Consider the following 18,913-nt stretch of genomic DNA (forward strand, 5'->3'; position numbering starts at 1 on the left):
AATCTTTTATTAAAACGTAAAAAATTTATTCACCTTCTTAGCTGTTATGTTTATTTATATTGTAAAGCTTATATTATTTTAATTTATATTCTTTAATTAATCAATATTAAATTATATAGCTTCATCTTTTTCAAATTGAGAGTTATATAAATTTGCATAGAATCCATTTTTCGAAATTAAAGTTTCATGATTTCCTATTTCTATTATATCTCCTTCATTCATAACTAATATTAAATCCGCATTTTTTATAGTAGATAATCTATGCGCAATTATAAAACTAGTTCTATTTTCCATAAGATTATCCATAGCTTTTTGAATTAATATTTCAGTTCTAGTATCTACTGAACTTGTGGCTTCATCTAGTATAAGTATTTTAGGATCTGCAAGTATTGCACGAGCAATTGTAAGTAATTGTTTTTGGCCTTGAGATACATTGCTTGCTTCTTCATTTAATACCATATTATATCCATCTGGTAATGTTTTTATAAAATGATGAACATGTGCAGCTTTTGCCGCTTCTATAACCTGCTCGTCAGTTGCATCTAATTTACCATATCTAATGTTATCTTTTATACTTCCATTAAATAACCATGTATCTTGTAAAACCATACCAAATAATTGTCTCAATTCACTTCTATTGAAATCTTTTACATTATGATTATCAATTAGTATTGCACCAGAGTTAACATCATAGAATCTCATAAGTAATTTTACTATAGTTGTTTTACCAGCTCCTGTAGGACCTACTATAGCTATTTTTTGTCCAGGCTTAACATGTGCTGTAAAGTCTTTTATTATTACTTTATCAGGATTATATCCAAATCTAACATGTTCAAAATCAATTCTACCTTCTAACCCTTCAATACTAACTGCATTTTCTACAAATTGATCTTCTTCTTCTTCATCTAAAAATTCAAATACTCTTTCTGCAGCAGCTGCCGTAGATTGTAATAAATTAGTAACTTGAGCTACTTGTGACAGCGGTTGAGTGAAATTTCTTACATATTGTATAAACGACTGGATGTCACCGACTTCTATAGTGTTTCTTATTGCTAACCATCCTCCAAGTATTGCAACAACAACATATCCTAAATTTCCTACAAACATCATTAATGGTTGCATTATACCTGATAAGAATTGTGATTTCCATGCTGATTGATATAAAGTATTGTTTAATTTATCAAATTCCCTTATAGCCTCATCTTCACCATTGAATACTTTAACTATGTTATGACCGCTATATAATTCTTCAACTTGACCATTCACATGTCCTAGATATTCTTGTTGAGCTTTAAAGTATTTTTGAGATCTTTTTATTATTAATGATATTAATATCATTGATATAGGTAGTATAATTAATGTAACGCCAGTCATTAACCAACTTATAGATAACATCATTATTAATACACCTATAATTGTAGTTACTGATGTTATCAATTGAGTCATACTTTGATTTAAACTCTGACTTAAAGTATCTATATCATTAGTTATTCTAGATAATACTTCTCCATGAGTTTTACTATCAAAATACTTCATAGGCATTCTATTTATTTTTTCTGATAATTCATTTCTTAAGTTATATGCTACTTTCTGAGATATTCCACTCATAACAAATCCTTGTATAAATGAGAATATAGCACTTAATATATACAATGCAATTAAAATAAGTAATATTCTACCTATTGCATCAAAATCAATTCCTGCTCCCGTTGTACCTGAAACTTTAGCAACTAATCCTTCATATATTTTAGTTGTAGCTTTCCCTAGTATTTTAGGACCAACTACAGAAAAAGATACACTACCTATTGCAAAAATCACAACTAAAATTATAGAAAGTTTAAATTTACCTAAGTATCCCATCAATGTTTTCATAGTTCCTTTAAAGTCCTTAGCTTTTTCCCCTTGAACTTTCATAGGACCGTGTCCTCCCATAGGACCTCTTCTTGGTCTTTGATTATTACTCATTAGCTAGCTCCTCCTTTGACAGTTGTGATAAAGCTATTTGTTTATAAACTTCACAATTTTTTAAAAGCTCTTTATGAGTTCCTATACCTACTATTTTACCTTCATCAAGTACTACAATTTGTTCAGCATGTAATATAGTACTTATTCTTTGAGCAACTATTAATATAGTACTTTCTGAAATTTCTTCCGTTAATGCTTTACGAAGTTTTGAATCCGTTTTAAAATCTAGAGCTGAAAAACTATCATCAAATATATATATCTCTGGATTTTTAGCTATAGCTCTTGCAATAGAAAGTCTTTGCTTTTGACCACCAGATACATTGTTACCACCTTGTGATATTTCTGTATCATATTTTTCAGGCTTAGAATCTATAAATTCTGTAGCTTGAGCTATCCTTGATGCCTTAATTATATCTTCTTCTGTTGCATCTTTCTTGCCATATCTTAGATTTGAATCAATAGTACCTGAGAATAATACCCCTTTTTGAGGTACATATCCTATTTTTTCTCTTAAATCATGTTGTGTTACATCTTTTATATTAACACCATCAACTAATATTTCACCTTCTGTAACATCAAAGAATCTAGGTATTAAGTTAATTAGTGTAGATTTACCACTACCAGTACTTCCTATAAATGCAGTAGTTTCTCCTGGATTAGCAGTAAAGTTAATATTTGTAAGTATGTCTTCTTCTGCATCAGGATATCTAAATGATACATTTTTAAATTCAACAACACCTTTTTTCTCAGTGTTAAATTCAACTGCCTTTTTAGGATCTTTTATAGAAAGATCTGTATTTATGACTTTATCTATACGATCAAGTGATACTAATGCTCTTGGTAACATAACTGATACCATTGATATCATTAAGAATGACATTACTATTTGCATTGTATATTGTATAAATGCCATCATGTCTCCAACTTGCATACTTCCACTGTCTATACTGTGTGCACCATTCCAAACAATTATAACTGTAAGAGCATTCATTATGAACATCATTGCTGGCATCATACATGACATGACTCTATTTACAAAAACATTAACTTTAGTTAAATCTTTATTAGCTTTTTCAAATCTCTTTTCTTCATACTTCTCTGTACTAAATGCTCTTATTACTGGAAGACCTGTAAGTATTTCTCTACTTACTAAGTTAACTCTATCAACTAAACTTTGTAATATTTTAAATCTAGGCATAACAACTAAGAACATTATAATTACTAAAACTAAAACAGCTGCTACTCCTACACCTATTATCCATGTCATTGATGTATTAGTTTGTAATACTTTTAAAACTCCTCCTAATCCTAGTATAGGGGCATAGAATACAATTCTTAAAAACATAACCATCATAGTTTGAACTTGTTGTATATCATTTGTACTACGTGTAATTAATGATGCAGTTGAGAATTCTGTTATTTCTTTATTTGAAAATGACATAACCTTTTTAAATACAGAGCTTCTTAAGTCTTTACCTAATGTTGCAGCAACCTTTGCTCCCAATAACCCAACTAATACCGATGCCATCACACTTAATAGCGTTATTCCAAGCATTATTAGTCCTGTTCTTATTATATAGCTATTTTGTAATTTTTCTATATTGACACCTATAGCCTCATATTCACCTTTTACATAGTTTATAGCACTTTGTTCAACCATCGTTTCTGGTAAATTATCAAATGTTTTATCCATTTCATTTATAATACTATCTAAATTTTCTTTAGGTATTGATGATAATATTGTAAATAAATCTATATCTTCAGTTTGAGACTGTGGAGGAAGATTAGCCATTAACTGCTTCTTCATAATATCAACTTGATCTCCACCTTTTTCAATTCCAGATACTATTAATATAGGTTTTGATAATATATTATTTAATTCATCTATAGTATCTTTATCTGTGGTATTTAACTCATAAAGATTTTCTTCTTCTAATATTGAATATTCTTGTTTATATTCTTTTAACTCACTATCTGATAATGTATCTTTACTTAACAATTTATAATTATCTAATACAGTCCCCTTATCCGATGAATTTAAGAATATCATAATCTTATCTAATTCACTTTTTCTTATTATTTTAGGAGCTGCATTTTCTACACCTCCCTGTTGTATACCAACATTTACAATATTAGATGTATAATCTGGTAGCGAAAGTTCACATACTGCTTGACCTACTAGTAATGTAACAATAAATATTATAGATAGGGTTGATTTTTTAAGATACTTAACTAAATTATTCACTTACTCATCCTCCTTTAACTCTTGGTTTTCCTTTTTTATTTCAACAATACTGTCATACATTTTTTTAAATAAACGTATCATTTCATCAGTATCTTTTTCACCCATTTTTTCAACAACTTTTTGAGTAAATTCTTCAAACATCTGATTTTCTTTAATAAGTATTTCCTCACCTGAATTTGTTAAGTTAACATAAACAACTCTCCTATCTGACTTATCTGCAACTCTCTCAACAAATCCTTTTTCTTCTAATGTATTTATAAGCTTTGATATTGCTGGTTTTGTTATCATAGAATATTTACTTAAGTCCGATGCTTTTACCCCTTTAGAAAATTGACCATTGGAATTATTATGATCTTTTAAACAATTTATTGCCTTTAAAAGCATAAATTCTCTATTAGGCATAGTTCTTTTTCTAAATCCATGGTGAGTTAATTTATTAATCCGTGTTATGACGCTTAATAACTCTCTAGATTTATCTTCAAATACATCCATTTATTATATTCACCTCCATATATTAATTGCCACTAATAATAGTTAACTATGATAACTTTTATTATAGTTAACTATTATATTATAGTCAATATAAACTTATACTCCCTATAAATTTAATTATTTCCATACATTAATTTATAAATAGCATAAACATAAAAAATATTTCACATAACTTTTACTATCACTTTTAATAATAAAAAAGCTATAAATAGTTTATATAAACTATTTATAGCTTTTTTATTATTAAAATCTAAAATCACGTTTCCCATCTTTTAAATCATTTAGATGTTCTTTTACTATTTTCTTTACCTTTTCATTAGGAATCTTCTCTACTTCTTTATCTATTAACGATTCACCTTTTTCTTTGGTATCCAAAGATGCATAGTCTTCTAAGTATTCTTTTAATGTCATTAATGCATTAGGCTGACAACAGTTAGCTATTTGACCTGATTTTACAAGTTTCATAAATCTATCACCTGTTCTTCCTTCTCTATAACAGGCAGTACAAAAACTTGGTATATATCCCATTTCTAATAACCAATTAACAACTTCATCTAAAGTTCTGTTATCATCTACATCAAATTGAGCTGTATTCTCTTTTTCATGCTTACCTTCAAATCTATCAGCGTATCCTCCTACACTAGTACTAGATGCTCCACTAATTTGAGAGACACCTAAGTGCAATACCTTTTCCCTAGTTTTTTGAGATTCTCTTGTTGACACTATCATACCTGTATATGGTACAGCTATACGAAGAACTGCTACTATCTTTTGGAACACATCATCAGGTACACCATCAGGGAAATCATCTGGATTTATATCATCAGCAGGTCTTATTCTTGGTACACTTATCGTGTGAGGCCCAACTCCAAACTTAGCCTCTAAATGCTCTGCATGCATAAGTATACCTACAAAGTCGTATTTATATGTATTTAACCCATATAAAACACCTAATCCTACATCGTCTATTCCAGCTTCCATGGCCCTATCCATCGCTTCTGTATGATATGCATAATCACTTTTAGGTCCTGTTGGATGAAGCCTCTCATAAGATTCTTTGTTATATGTTTCTTGGAATAATATATATGTTCCAATTCCTGCATCTTTTAGTTTTCTGTAATTTTCAACTGTTGTTGCTGCTATATTTACATTAACCCTACGTATTGCTCCATTTTTATGCTTTATACTATAAATTGTATCTATACATTCTAATATGTACTCTATTGGATTATTTTTGGGATCTTCTCCCGCTTCTAACGCTAATCTTTTATGACCTAAGTCTTGAAGAGCTATAACTTCCCTTCTTATCTCATCTTGTGTAAGTTTCTTTCTTGCTATAGTTTTATTTTTTAAATGGTATGGACAGTAAACACACCCATTTACACAATAATTAGAAAGATAAAGTGGTGCAAACATTACTATCCTATTGCCATAAAATCTTTTTTTAATATCTTCTGCTAAGCTAAACATTTTCTGAATTAATTCTTTATCTTCACAGGAAAGAAGTACTGCTGCCTCCCTATGAGTTAATCCATTACATCTATTTGCTTTATCTAAAATTCCTTCTATTAATTCTTTGTTATTTTTATTTTGCTCTGCATACTCTATAGTTTCTAATATTTCCTCATGATTTATAAATTCTGTTGCTACACTTGATTTTACATCATATACACTTTTTGTTGTTACATCACACATTTCTCCATACCCCTTTTTATTAAATTTATACAGTTTATATAATATGTCAAATAAACTGATTCTGATATGATTTAAATATGACTACTTTACAAAAAGTGATGGTTTAAGATGAAATAGGATTTACTTACTTATCTTTGAATAGTTAATTTTTACATTAATTCCATTGATCATCCCTAATTTTCCTGATAATGAATTAATAATATCATTAGTAGCATCAATTATTATACTTATTATAGATATTCCTTTTTCTCTATACGGTATTCCCATCCTGCCAACAATATATTTTTCGTAGTTGTGTATAATATCATTTAACTTCGGTATTGCCTCTTTTTCTTCTATTATTATACCAACTAATGCTATTCTAGTATCCACTATAAATCCCCCTAAAAAAATCCCCATACCTATATAGGCAGGGGATATTATTATTCTGTCTTATACCATCGCCTTCTCATTCGGGACTAACCCTCATGCATCTCAGTACGATTCAGTTAAAAAATCTTCTCTCTTGGGATATTTAATCCTTTAAGGTTAGATATACTTTGATGGTATCACATAGTATTCCTATTATCAATTAATTTTTAATATTATATCTTATTCATAATGTATTGTAAAATTAAATATAGATTTATATTTTTCAGTTGTTTCATAGTATATATTTTCATCTAAATTTTTCATTATTTCCCATGCAATCGACAGTCCAATTCCAGTTCCTTCAGATGAATGTGATTTATCTGCTTTATAAAATCTATCAAAAATAAATGGAATATCATCGTCTTCTACACCTATTCCAGTATCACATACACTCACCTTTAAAAAATGTTCTTCTTTTACCACCCTTAATGTTACACTTCCATTATCAGCAGTATATTTAAATGCATTATCTAGTAATATTACTAAAACCTGTGCTATACGATTAATATTAGTATATACATAAGGTAACTCATCAAATTTTATATCTATAATAAGATCTATATCTAGATCTTCAGATATAATTTTAAACTCATCTATAACTTGTAAAAATGTATCTTTTAAATTAACTCTAGCTTTTTCTAAAGATGCTTTTCCTGATTGTAATCTAGATAATTCCAACATATCTTTTATTAATGATTCCATCCTTACAGATTCTCTAAGTATCATACTATAGTATTTATCCTTATCTATCTTATCTACTAAACTACCATCTTTTAATATTTCTGCCATTGCTCTAATTGAAGTTATAGGTGTTTTTAGTTCATGAGTTACATTTGCTACATAGTCTCTTCTTGTTTGTTCTAATAACTTTGATTGTCCTTCACTATTTTCTAAACGAATTGCTAAATCATTAAGTGCACTAGATAATAGTTCTGTTTTATTATCTTCATCAACGTCACACCTAACAGAAAAATCACCTTCATACATCTTCATTACCATTTCCGTCATACTTTTCATTTTACTGAATTCTTTTTTACTTACCAAGTATATAGGTATTACTATAGCTATAAATATGAAAATCATACTTACACTCAGAACTGTATTTAAACCAAATATAACCCTATTAAATTCCCTTGCAAACTTTAAAACAAAAATTGTTCCTATAATATTTTCATTTTCATCTTTTAAGGGTTCACCTACAATCATTATATCCCCTTTTATTCCAGTTACTTTTATAATTCCTTTTATTGAATTCCCATGTAAAACTGAGATTTTATACGATTCAAGTGCTTTATCCACTTCATCCGTGGTTAAATATTTATATTCTAAATCTGATGTGAATTTACTTTCACTAATAATTATGTTTCCATACTTATCATAAGCTTGCATAATTGAGTTATTTATAGGATATATACTTGCCAATTTATCTATACTATATCTGCCATACTCATATCTTTTCGTTATTTTGCTCAAACTTTCTTCTGTTTCTCCAAGCTTTATTTTTAAAAAATATTGGCTCATAGTAAAATTACAAAATAGTATCATTAAGATTAATGTTGTTATTATTAATCTTACTAATTTATTCGACATATATTCATAATATTTTATATCCATTATACAGCCTCAATCTTATATCCAACACCATAAACAGACTTTATTTCCCAAGTTATATCATCTCTTTGAAGCTTTTTTCTTAATCTTTTTATTTGCGTATCTACTACTCTTGTATCCCCAAAATAATCATATCCCCAAACTTCAGATAAAATATGTTCTCTGTTAAATATACTTCCTGGGCTAGATACTAACATAAATAAAATTTTCATTTCTTTAGGAGTAATCTTAATAGATTCTCCATTTATACTAACTTCATGTGTATCTAAATTTATTTCTAAATCTTTATATTTAATATAATGTTTTTCATTATTTGAATTTGGAGTTATTCGTCTTAAAACAGTTTTTATTCTAGTTACAACTTCTCTTGGTGAAAATGGTTTAGTAATATAGTCATCTGCACCAAGCTCTAATCCTAATATTCTATCAATAGTCTCATCTTTTGCACTAAGCATAATTATTGGAACATCACTAGTTTTCCTAATTTCCCTACAAACTTCTTCTCCAAACATCTTAGGCATCATTAAATCTAATAATATTAGGTCTGGATTATATATATTATTTTTTTCTATTGCTTCTAATCCATCATATGCTGATATGTAATTGATTCCATTTAACTTTAAATATTCTCCTACTGTCTCATGTACTGATTGTTGATCATCACAAATTAAAACTAAAAGTGATTCATTCAATGTTAATCCCCCCTAATATTTTTTAATTTTATCTTAGATTAATTCTTTAATATATTATCATATTATGGTGTTTTTATAAATAATTACAAAATAAAAGAGCTATACTAAAATAAAGTTATAATAACTTTACTTTAATCTAACTCTTTCCATTCTAATGTTTTTTCTTTTTACTACCTAGATAGTATCCTATTAATCCTGCTCCCAATGCTGCTTGTGTCGAAAATAATAAACTTTCTATTTCTCCACTTGGAGGTTCGTAAAAACTTGTAAACCATGGTTCATAATTTGGAGAAAGTTCTGTTATAGCTTCTTCTGCCTGACCATCTGCTCCACCATATTCTGCATGTGGATTAAGTACTAGTGGTATTATTATTAATATAATTGCTAAGAATAATAGTATCCAGTTAAGTTTATTATCTCCTTTAGCTTTTCTGTCATTAACCTTTGTATCCATATTCTGCAACCTCCTCACCTTCATTTTGTACAATTAAATTGTATAATATTGTAGTTAATATACCTTCTGCAATTGCTATTGGTATTTGAGTGAAGAAAAATACACCTAAAAATTTAATTGCTGAGCTTGCAATTCCACCTGTGGCGTCTGGAAATGCTAATGCTAATTGTAAAGATGTTACAGTATATGTAAGTAAATCACCTAATGTTGCGGCTATAAATACTGCCCAACTCTTGTTTATCTTATTCTTAAAAAACTTAAATGTGAAAAATGACACTATAGGACCTACTATCGCCATTGAAAAGGCATTTGCTCCAAGTGTAGTTATACCTCCATGAGCTAATAATATCGCTTGGAATAAAAGTACTATAACCCCTAGTACTGTCATTACACTTGGTCCAAATAATATTGCACCTAGACCTACTCCAGTAGGATGAGAGCAACTTCCTGTAACCGAAGGTATCTTTAAAGCTGATAATACAAACACAAACGCTCCACATAAAGCTAATAATAACTTTTTCTTTGGTTGATCTTTTACTATTTTATTTATGGATTTTAAACCTATGATAAAAAATGGTATAAATAGTATAGACCATATTATCGACCACTTAACTGGCAAAAAACCCTCCATAATATGCATAGCACTTGATTCAGTAGGATTCATTACTATAAGTAGCAAAGAAGCTATTACCCCTATTTTTAAATTTAATTTTTTCATATTAAACTCCCCTCTATAAATTTATATGATGTTTAATAATTTCACTAACAACACTAATTATAGCTATATTACATGAATAAATTGTGTCATAATTATGTCTTTTTCTTGTCATACTTAGTACAAATTTATATACATAGGAATATTTTAATTTAATTCTATTAGCTTAATTATTTTAAATCACTTTTATATATTTAGTCTATAAATTTAATAAATTCTAAAATTATTAATTTATCATGTAGATGACTATTACTTTGCACTATTATTTTATGTATATTTATGAGAATTCTGGATATAATTCACTTGTAATAAAAAGTCAAGGGGGATAAAATATGGAAAAATTTTTTTTGATTGATACTGAAAATGTTAATATGAGAGCTTTATATGGTGCTCATCTACTTAATCCTAACGATCTAATAATTTTATTTACAACAAATAGAACATCAACAACTAGTTTTAAGGATTCAGTTATAGACGCTTTAAATACTAGTGCTAAAATAAAAAAAATAAATGTAACTACAGGAATAAAAAATAGCTTAGATTTTCAATTAGTCGGATACCTAGGATATCTAATTGGGTCTAATAAAGATAACATAAACTACTACATAGTTAGCAAAGACAAAGGTTATTTATCTTCTATAAATCTTTTATCTGAAATTTCTAATACTCAAAATTTTACAATAGATCTTATTCCTAGTATACAAAGCATTTCATATGATTTATATAATGAAGCTAAAGATCCAATGTTGGATTTAGAGGACGAAATTATAGTTGAATTGAAAGGTTATGGATATACTAATAAAACAATAACAAAGGCTTTAATTGCAATACAATCATCTTTTGATTTAGAAAGCCTTGAGCTTAATTTCTTTTTACAATTTGGATGGAATAAAAAGATATTAAATATTTGTAAACCCATAGTTCATCAGTATTATAGTAATTCTATTGCATAACATATATTTCATCAAATCATAATTACTTATTGCCAAACTTATCTTACTAATTCTTCCTAATCATAAAAAATCAGTTTATTAACCATCATTATCCATGTTATAATACCAATATTGTTATTAGAAAGGTGGTTAATATGGGTATTAATAGAATTCTTAATTTTGCCTCTACCGCAGGCAAAATGATGCTTCAATGTGGTGGAGAAACTTATAGGGTTGAGGAAACTATAACAAGAATATGTCAATCTTTCGATGTTGATGATATCGATGTTTTTGCATCTCCTACAGCTGTTATGGTTTCAATAATAGTTGATGGAAAAATACATTCGGTTGTTAAAAGAATTAGTTCTCGTAGCATCGATTTAAATATGGTACATAATATAAACTCATTATCTAGAACTATTTATAAAAATAGACCAGATATTTATTTTTGTGAAAAAGAATTAGAAAGACTATGTGTAGAGGATTTTTATTCGCTTAAAACTACTCTATTTGCTGCAGGTATTGCAACATCAACATTCACAATTTTATTTGGTGGTGGCTTTACTGATTTTATTTGCGCATTTATTATAGGTATTTTAACAAAAGCATTATCATTATTTTTAAATAAATCATCTCTTAATGAATTTTTTATCAATAGTATATGTGGTGCATTAGTTTCTATATACTCAATAATTCTTTTAAATTTAGGTATAATTACTCAGCTCGATAAATTAGTTGCAGGTAGTATAATGCTTTTAGTCCCAGGTTTATCTCTTACTAATTCTATTAGAGATATACTTGAAGGTCAGTTGCTTTCAGGTTTAGCTAAAGCTGCTGAAGCACTTTTTATAGGTATATCTACTGCAGTTGGAACTGGTACTATTCTTCATTTATACTTAAAATTAGGAGGAATATAGTATGATTATAGAAGTTATCATGGCATTTGGTGTTGGACTTAGCTTCGGATTACTTTTTAATGTAAAAGGTAAATACTTATATATAGCAGGCATTGGAGGAGCTTTAGGTTGGTTTACTTATAAATTATGTCTGAGTCAAGGATTAGGAGATAGCTCATCCTTATTTCTATCTGCAATAGTTTTTAGTATATATTGCGAGATTTGCGCTAGAGTTTTTATGACTCCTGCAACAATACTTAGTGTGTGTTGCTTAATACCTTTAGTTCCAGGATATGGTGTTTATAATACACTATATAGCTGCTTAAAAGGTGATTATATGAAAGCCTTAGAGATTGGAATTAATACTTTAAGTAGTGCTGGTGCATTAGCACTGGGGGTTATTTTAATATCTACTTTATTTAGAAATTTTAATTTATATAGCATATTTAAATAAAAAAATCAACGAGAAAAAAACTTTTATAGGTTTTTTCTTGTTGATTTTAATTATAAATTCACATACTTATCTATGTTTACATTTTTACGATTAAACTAATCAATAATTATTTTTATTTCAAACAAATTTCAATTTTATCTATCTCTGGAGATAATTGTATTAATTTTACATTAGCTTTTTCAAACATATATTTTGATGCTTTTATTGAATCCGTTTCTGCATATTTATCACTAAGATAATATACTTCTTTTATCCCTGATTGTATAATATTTCTAGCACATTCATGGCAAGGAAATAAGTTAACATAAATTCTACATCCCTCTAATGACTTCCCTCTAGCATTTAAAATTGCATTTTGCTCTGCATGAACTACATATGGATATTTAGTTTCAAGAAATTCACCTTCTCTACACCATGGAAAATCATCATCACTACATCCATTTATAAATCCATTATATCCTATTGATACTATTCTATTATCTTTATCTACTACACATGCTCCTACTTGAGTAGAAGGATCTTTACTTCTCATTCCAGATAATAAGGCAATACCCATAAAATAATCATTCCATGAAATATAATCTTCTCTTTTCATATATATCCTCCAATTATTATATTAAATTATCATTCTTTAGTAAGTTGTATAAAGTTGGATTAAAATTAAATTGAGCTATTAGGTTATTTACCTCATTTAATGCTTTCTCTCTTTTATCCTTAGTTACGTTACCTTTAGATGCTCTTATTAATATATTTTTAGGTGAGTGAGATATATCTATAAACTCCAGTAACTGAGTTTTATACCCTACAGCTTCAAGTAAATTAGCTCTAGATGCATCTGTCATAAGTGCAGCTACTCTTTCTTGTACTATTCCATATTTAGTTAATATAGATAAAGATTTAGCTTTCATTTGATGATTAAATTCATGTTGACAGCATGGAACTGAGAATATCATCTTACTATTCCACTTTATAGCATTGTACAGCGCATAATCAGTTGCTGTATCACATGCATGTAATGTAATTACCATATCAACTTTATTATTATACTTAAATCCATTTATATCTCCAAGTTCAAAACTTAAGTTATCATATCCATATCGTTTAGCTATTTCATTGCATTTTTTAATTACATCTTTCTTTAAATCTAACCCTATCATTTTTACATTTATATTTTTAATTTCCACAAAATAATAATATAGTACAAAAGTTAGATAAGATTTACCACATCCAAAATCTAATATAGTAAGTTCTTTATAATTATTTTTCTTTATCTCGTCATCAATTATCTCTACAAATCTATTAATTTGCTTGTATTTATCATACATTGATTTAACAACCTTACCTTCTTTGGTAAATACACCTAGGTCAATAAGTGGCTGTATAATCGTTCCTTCTCTTAATATATAATTTTTTTCTTTATTATGGCCTTTATTAACTAAATTCGAATTATCACTTTTTTTCTTTCCTAAAAATACTTTTCCTTTCTTGGATATCTTCAGGTCAAAATTATGAGTTATAGACCAGGCAGATAATTGTTTATAATCCGAAATTAAGTTTACTATTTTATCTTCTAATTCTTCTTTTTCTATATTTTCATGAAAAACTTGTTTATCTGTAAATTTTTCAATTTGGTAATACTCTTTATTATTTTTTTCTTTTATCGAAATATTTATCTTATTATACTCAACATCTTTATTAGCTTTATTACTAATTACAACTTTTATTATTTCATTTTGTGCTATTTCTTTAATTGAATTTTTTAAATCTTCCATTTTGACATCCTTATTATAATTTATTTTCTACTTAAATTTCTCCATTAACAATATTATTACATATATCCTTTTAATTAAAATTTTTTGTTATTTTAAATAACTTATAGTCTTATTTTGATTTTTCTATTTTATCTAATTTTTTATTATACAAAAATACATAATAAGATGCAGTAAATACTATTATATATCCAATTATACTAAATTTATCTGGATATTGATTAAATATAAATATACTTAATATTGCAGAGAATATTATATTACTATAATCAAAAATAGATATTTCTTTAGCAGGTGCATATCTATATGCTAATGTTACTCCAAATTGTCCTAAACTTGCTGATATCCCAGCTAACAATAGAAACATTAACTGTTTTAACGTCATAGGCTCATAGACATATATAAACATTGGTAATATACTTATTAAAGAAAACATTGAAAAGAAAAATACTATTGTATGAGCCTCTTCTTTGTTTCCTATAGCCCTCAAACAAGTATATGCAGATGCTGCAAATACAGCTGACATAAGCCCTCCCATATACGGTATTACCTCTACACTAAAAGTGGGTTTTATTATGAATAAAGCTCCAGTGAATGCTATTATTATTGATATAATTTGATTTTTATTTATTTTTTCTTTTAAAAATATTGCACTGAATATAACTACTAAAAATGGACTAATTTTATTTAGCATATTAGCATCAGATAAAACTAATTTGTCTATAGCATAGAAGTTAAGAATTACACCTAATGTACCAAACAATGATCTCATTAATAAAAGCTTTCTATTTTCTTTTTTTCCTACCATACTACCTTTATTCTTAACTATTAAATATAAAGCTATAATTGCAGAAACTAAATTTCTAAAAAATACTTTTTGAAAGTTTGGTAAATCACCAGCTAGTTTTACAAATGCAGACATAAGTGCAAATCCAAAAGCAGATCCTATTATACACATTATACCTTTAACTCTATTTGATTTTATTATATTATTCACTTTTACCTCCTATTTCTAATAAATTTTTAATTTGAAAGTTTTGTATACACTATCTTTTTAGTTTATATTTCTTATTATAAGTAGTCAATTATTAAATTCTTAAAATAGAAATAAAGCCCTTAGAAAATCTAAGCGCTTTATCTTTATAAATATTTATACTGTAGTTCCAGTAGATCCAAATCCACCTTCTCCTCTTACTGTTTTATTTACATCTGTTACTTCTCTAAATTCACAATGATATACTTTTCTAAGAACTCCTTGTGCGATTTTAGTATGTTTTGGTATAGTTATTTCAAAATCTTCTTCATTTTTTAACATTATACCTACTTCGCCTCTATAATCCATATCTACAGTACCTTCAAAAACAGTTATATCTGCATTTTGACCAGAAATAGTTGGTACTCCTTTAACTGTTATTCCTGATTTATTTTTTATTTGTATTCCCCATCCATAAGGTATCTCAAAAACTAATCCAGTTTTTGCTATTGCTTTTTTTCTTCCTGCAACTGTTATTTCTTCACATGTAAACAGATCAAACCCGCTATCTGTTTCATGTGCAAAAACTGGTATTACAGCATCTTCACTAACTTTTTTTACATTCATTATCATTTGTAATGTCTCCTTAATTCTGTCCTATTTATTTTAGCATACCTCATGTAAGGCTATATTTTTCGATAATAAAGATTGTTTAACATCTATAACTCTTTGATTAGAAGATCCTCTTAACATAATAGATAAGTTTTTTTGTTCTTCTTCAAATTTTCCATCTACTAATACATCTATATAATTTAATACTTCTTTCTGAACTTCATTCAAGTTCTCAATTGTATATCCAGTCCATAAATATATCATTTTCTCTGGATATACTTTTTTAAACTCTTTACATAAACTTATAACACCTTTAATATTTTGAGAGCATAGTGGCTCTCCTCCTAAAATAGATAGATTTCTCTTTATATTATTTTTATCTATATTATCAATAATATACTTTAGGTCTTTTTGTGTAAACTCTTTGCCACCATTGAAGTCCCAAGTTTCTTTATTAAAGCAACCTTTGCAATGATGGGGGCATCCTTGTGTCCAAAAAGACATTGTTACTCCTAATCCATTTGCTATATCATTATCTTTTATCTTAGAAAATCTCAACCTTATCACTCCAAATCTTATAGATGTAATACTCTTTCTCCTATTTCTTGAGTACGTCCTTTGCCCCACATATTTGAGCCTATATAACCACAAGTTCTTCTCATAACTTGCATTTCATTTTTATCTCTATTTCCACAGTTTGGACAATACCATTCTAAGTCATCATCTAACTTTATCTCACCTGTATAATCACACTTAAAACATACATCTGGTTTAGTGTTTATTTCAGCATATTGTATATTATGGTATATATAATTTATTATTTGCTCTACAGCAGGTAAGTTTTTACTCATATCCGGTACTTCTACATAACTTATACATCCACCTAAACTTATATCATGGAATTGACTTTCAAACTTTAACTTAGAAAATGCGTCTATTTCTTCAGTCACATGTACATGATATGAGTTTGTGTAATACATTCTATCAGTTACATTTTTTATTTCTCCGAATTTTTGCTTATCTATTCTACAGAATCTTGATGTTAAACTTTCTCCTGGAGTTCCGTATAATCCAAATCCAAGTCCTGTTTCTTTCTTCCATTTACTACAAGTATCATTTAAATAATGCATTACTTTTAAAGCAAATTCCTCTCCTTCTTTAGTCGTATGACTAACACCAAGCATTGCCTGAGTCATTTCATATATACCTACGTATCCTAAAGAAAGCGTTGAATATCCATCCTTTAGAAGCTTGTCTATTTTTTCTCCTTTTTTAAGTCTAGCAATTCCACCATGTTGCCAGTGTATTGGAGATATGTCTGAAGTTGTTCCTAATAAGAAATTATGTCTAACCATTAATGCTTCTCTACAAAGCTCTAGCCTTTCGTCTAATACTTTCCAGAACTTGTCCATATTCTTATTAGCTGTTAATGCAACTTGAACTAAATTTAAACTTATAACACCTTGATTGAATCTTCCATACCATTTATAATTTCCATTTTCATCTTTCCAGTTACTTAAGTGCGATCTGCAGCCCATTGGTGGGAATGTTTCTCCATCATAATTTTTTCTCATTATTTTAGCACTTTGATAATCTGGAACTAATCTCTTCGTATTACACTTTGCTGCTAGCTTTGTAATATAATCATATTTTCCACCTTCTAAGCAGTTATGCTCATCAAGTAAATAAACTAATTTAGGGAACTCTTCTCCGATTTCATTTCCTTTATAGTTTTTCATCCCTTCTAATCTTTGAAGTATCATTTCTTCACAAATTAATGCCATTTCTCTTTCATATTTATGACCTTCTTCTATTTCTAAATAAATAGTTGAGAATGGAGACTGACCGTTACTTGTATGAAGTGTTGAAAGTTGGTAACGTATTGTTTGTATCCCAGATCTCAACTCTTCCATCATTCTTTCTTCTGCCAATTCTTTAGCCATCTCTTCAGAATACTTTACTTTATATCTATTAAAATATTTATCGTATGAGACTCTTAAGAATGGTGCTATATGTTTTATAGTTATAGAATTTCCTCCATATTGACCACTAGCTATTTGAGCTATGATTTGAGTTATAATAGTACAAGCTGTTGCAAATGACTTTGGTGATTCAACTAACTTATTATTTATAACTGTTCCATTAGTTAACATATCTTCTAGATTTATAAGCATACAGTTATGAATAGGTTGTATCGTATAGTCCATGTCATGGAAGTGAAGTACACCTTCATCATGTGCTTGAACTATGTGTGATGGAATTAACTTCCTTCTAGCTATATCTTTAGACACCTCTCCAGCAACTAAATCTCTTTGAGTTGAAGCTAACATTCCATTTTTATTAGAATTTTCATTCATTACCTCTTCATTGCTTCTATCTAATAATCCTAATATACTTCCATCAGTTGTATTTTTTTCTCTTTTAAAAGATTGTACAGCTCTATACCCTTCATAAGCTTTAGCAGTTAATTCTTGTTTATTATCTATTAACATCTTATAAACCATATCTTCAACTTGATGTACTGTTGGTGATATAGAATTTTCATAGCAATAGGTTTCTATATCTGTTGCTATTTTATTAGCTATTTCTTCTTTATAAATTCCGCTACCATACTTCATTGCTTTTAATATTGCATTTTTTATTTTGAATTTATCAAATCCAACGCTATTTCCATCTCTTTTTATTATCATTAACTCTTTGATCATAGCATTCTCCTTTTAACCAATTATGTAATCCTTGTACTTCTTATTTTTCATAAAATATACATTTTTTTAATTTCAAGTATTGACTTTAATGACTATATACCCTTACTTGTCGTACTATATATAGTAAGTACTTAACTATTCTATACTATATATAGTATGTAAGCAAGTTATTTTTTCATTTTTATTTTTTATTTTTTAAGCATTAAAAAATGGCCTTATTGACACATTTTTCGACAACAAAACCATTCTTTTATAAATTTATTTATATGTTTTTTATGTTTTTTTTATAAGA

General features: G+C 27.9%; 18 protein-coding genes. 3 read left to right on the forward strand and 15 right to left on the reverse strand.

Annotated elements, in window-relative coordinates:
- Positions 1 to 111: 111 nt before the first annotated feature.
- From EIH23_RS09590 to EIH23_RS09630, 9 genes are all read right to left on the reverse strand, one after another.
- Positions 112 to 1,965 carry an ABC transporter ATP-binding protein gene (locus EIH23_RS09590; RefSeq protein ID WP_122640073.1) on the reverse strand — a complete coding sequence of 618 codons (1,854 nt, stop codon included), beginning with the start codon at positions 1,963 to 1,965 and terminating at the stop codon, positions 112 to 114.
- A complete protein-coding gene (locus EIH23_RS09595; protein ID WP_122640074.1) occupies positions 1,958 to 4,210 on the reverse strand; it encodes an ABC transporter ATP-binding protein in 2,253 nt (750 codons plus the stop codon). Before EIH23_RS09595 ends, EIH23_RS09590 begins: the two co-directional genes overlap by 8 nt.
- A complete protein-coding gene (locus EIH23_RS09600; RefSeq protein WP_122640075.1) occupies positions 4,211 to 4,702 on the reverse strand; it encodes a MarR family winged helix-turn-helix transcriptional regulator in 492 nt (163 codons plus the stop codon).
- A 243-nt stretch (positions 4,703 to 4,945) separates the two neighbouring features.
- Entirely contained in the window at positions 4,946 to 6,397 is a 1,452-nt protein-coding gene (gene hydG, locus EIH23_RS09605) for a [FeFe] hydrogenase H-cluster radical SAM maturase HydG (RefSeq protein WP_122640076.1), read from the reverse strand.
- Positions 6,398 to 6,517: 120 nt separating this feature from the next.
- Positions 6,518 to 6,769, reverse strand: a complete 252-nt coding sequence (locus EIH23_RS09610) for a TM1266 family iron-only hydrogenase system putative regulator (protein ID WP_122640077.1) — start codon at positions 6,767 to 6,769, stop codon at positions 6,518 to 6,520.
- A gap of 219 nt (positions 6,770 to 6,988) precedes the next feature.
- On the reverse strand, positions 6,989 to 8,422 hold the full coding sequence (locus EIH23_RS09615; RefSeq protein ID WP_122640078.1) for a HAMP domain-containing sensor histidine kinase: 1,434 nt from the start codon (positions 8,420 to 8,422) through the stop codon (positions 6,989 to 6,991).
- Complete coding sequence (locus EIH23_RS09620; RefSeq protein WP_122640079.1) at positions 8,422 to 9,111, reverse strand: response regulator transcription factor; 690 nt, start codon at positions 9,109 to 9,111, stop codon at positions 8,422 to 8,424. The genes EIH23_RS09615 and EIH23_RS09620 overlap by 1 nt, the downstream gene beginning before the upstream one ends.
- A 151-nt stretch (positions 9,112 to 9,262) precedes the next feature.
- On the reverse strand, positions 9,263 to 9,565 hold the full coding sequence (locus EIH23_RS09625) for an energy-coupling factor ABC transporter substrate-binding protein (RefSeq protein ID WP_122640080.1): 303 nt from the start codon (positions 9,563 to 9,565) through the stop codon (positions 9,263 to 9,265).
- The gene (locus tag EIH23_RS09630; RefSeq protein ID WP_122640081.1) at positions 9,549 to 10,283 is read right to left on the reverse strand and encodes an energy-coupling factor ABC transporter permease; all 735 of its coding nucleotides are present in this window, start codon (positions 10,281 to 10,283) and stop codon (positions 9,549 to 9,551) included. Before EIH23_RS09630 ends, EIH23_RS09625 begins: the two co-directional genes overlap by 17 nt.
- A gap of 329 nt (positions 10,284 to 10,612) precedes the next feature.
- Between EIH23_RS09630 and EIH23_RS09635 the strand changes: the two genes are divergently transcribed.
- The 3 genes from EIH23_RS09635 (at position 10,613) to EIH23_RS09645 (ending at position 12,562) form a co-directional block, all read left to right on the forward strand.
- Complete coding sequence (locus EIH23_RS09635; RefSeq protein ID WP_122640082.1) at positions 10,613 to 11,233, forward strand: PIN domain-containing protein; 621 nt, start codon at positions 10,613 to 10,615, stop codon at positions 11,231 to 11,233.
- A 134-nt stretch (positions 11,234 to 11,367) separates the two neighbouring features.
- Positions 11,368 to 12,129, forward strand: a complete 762-nt coding sequence (locus tag EIH23_RS09640; protein WP_122640083.1) for a threonine/serine ThrE exporter family protein — start codon at positions 11,368 to 11,370, stop codon at positions 12,127 to 12,129.
- Position 12,130: 1 nt separating this feature from the next.
- Positions 12,131 to 12,562, forward strand: coding sequence for a threonine/serine exporter family protein (locus EIH23_RS09645; RefSeq protein ID WP_122640084.1), 432 nt, complete (start codon positions 12,131 to 12,133; stop codon positions 12,560 to 12,562).
- A gap of 112 nt (positions 12,563 to 12,674) precedes the next feature.
- On the opposite strand, the gene EIH23_RS09650 is transcribed toward EIH23_RS09645, so the two are convergent.
- From EIH23_RS09650 to nrdD, 6 genes are all read right to left on the reverse strand, one after another.
- Positions 12,675 to 13,157, reverse strand: a complete 483-nt coding sequence (locus EIH23_RS09650; protein WP_122640085.1) for a deoxycytidylate deaminase — start codon at positions 13,155 to 13,157, stop codon at positions 12,675 to 12,677.
- Between the two features lie 16 nt (positions 13,158 to 13,173).
- A complete protein-coding gene (locus EIH23_RS09655) occupies positions 13,174 to 14,334 on the reverse strand; it encodes a class I SAM-dependent methyltransferase (RefSeq protein WP_122640086.1) in 1,161 nt (386 codons plus the stop codon).
- Between the two features lie 109 nt (positions 14,335 to 14,443).
- Entirely contained in the window at positions 14,444 to 15,328 is an 885-nt protein-coding gene (locus tag EIH23_RS09660) for a DMT family transporter (RefSeq protein WP_122640087.1), read from the reverse strand.
- Positions 15,329 to 15,481: 153 nt separating this feature from the next.
- Positions 15,482 to 15,937 carry a dUTP diphosphatase gene (gene dut / locus EIH23_RS09665; protein WP_122640088.1) on the reverse strand — a complete coding sequence of 152 codons (456 nt, stop codon included), beginning with the start codon at positions 15,935 to 15,937 and terminating at the stop codon, positions 15,482 to 15,484.
- Between the two features lie 33 nt (positions 15,938 to 15,970).
- On the reverse strand, positions 15,971 to 16,474 hold the full coding sequence (gene nrdG / locus EIH23_RS09670) for an anaerobic ribonucleoside-triphosphate reductase activating protein (protein WP_122640089.1): 504 nt from the start codon (positions 16,472 to 16,474) through the stop codon (positions 15,971 to 15,973).
- 17 nt (positions 16,475 to 16,491) lie between these two features.
- Positions 16,492 to 18,621, reverse strand: a complete 2,130-nt coding sequence (gene nrdD, locus EIH23_RS09675; protein ID WP_122640090.1) for an anaerobic ribonucleoside-triphosphate reductase — start codon at positions 18,619 to 18,621, stop codon at positions 16,492 to 16,494.
- Between the last annotated feature and the right edge of the window lie 292 nt (positions 18,622 to 18,913).

The sequence above is a fragment of the Romboutsia sp. Marseille-P6047 genome (assembly GCF_900604535.1).
In the GTDB taxonomy this organism is placed as follows: Bacteria; Bacillota; Clostridia; order Peptostreptococcales; family Peptostreptococcaceae; genus Romboutsia_E.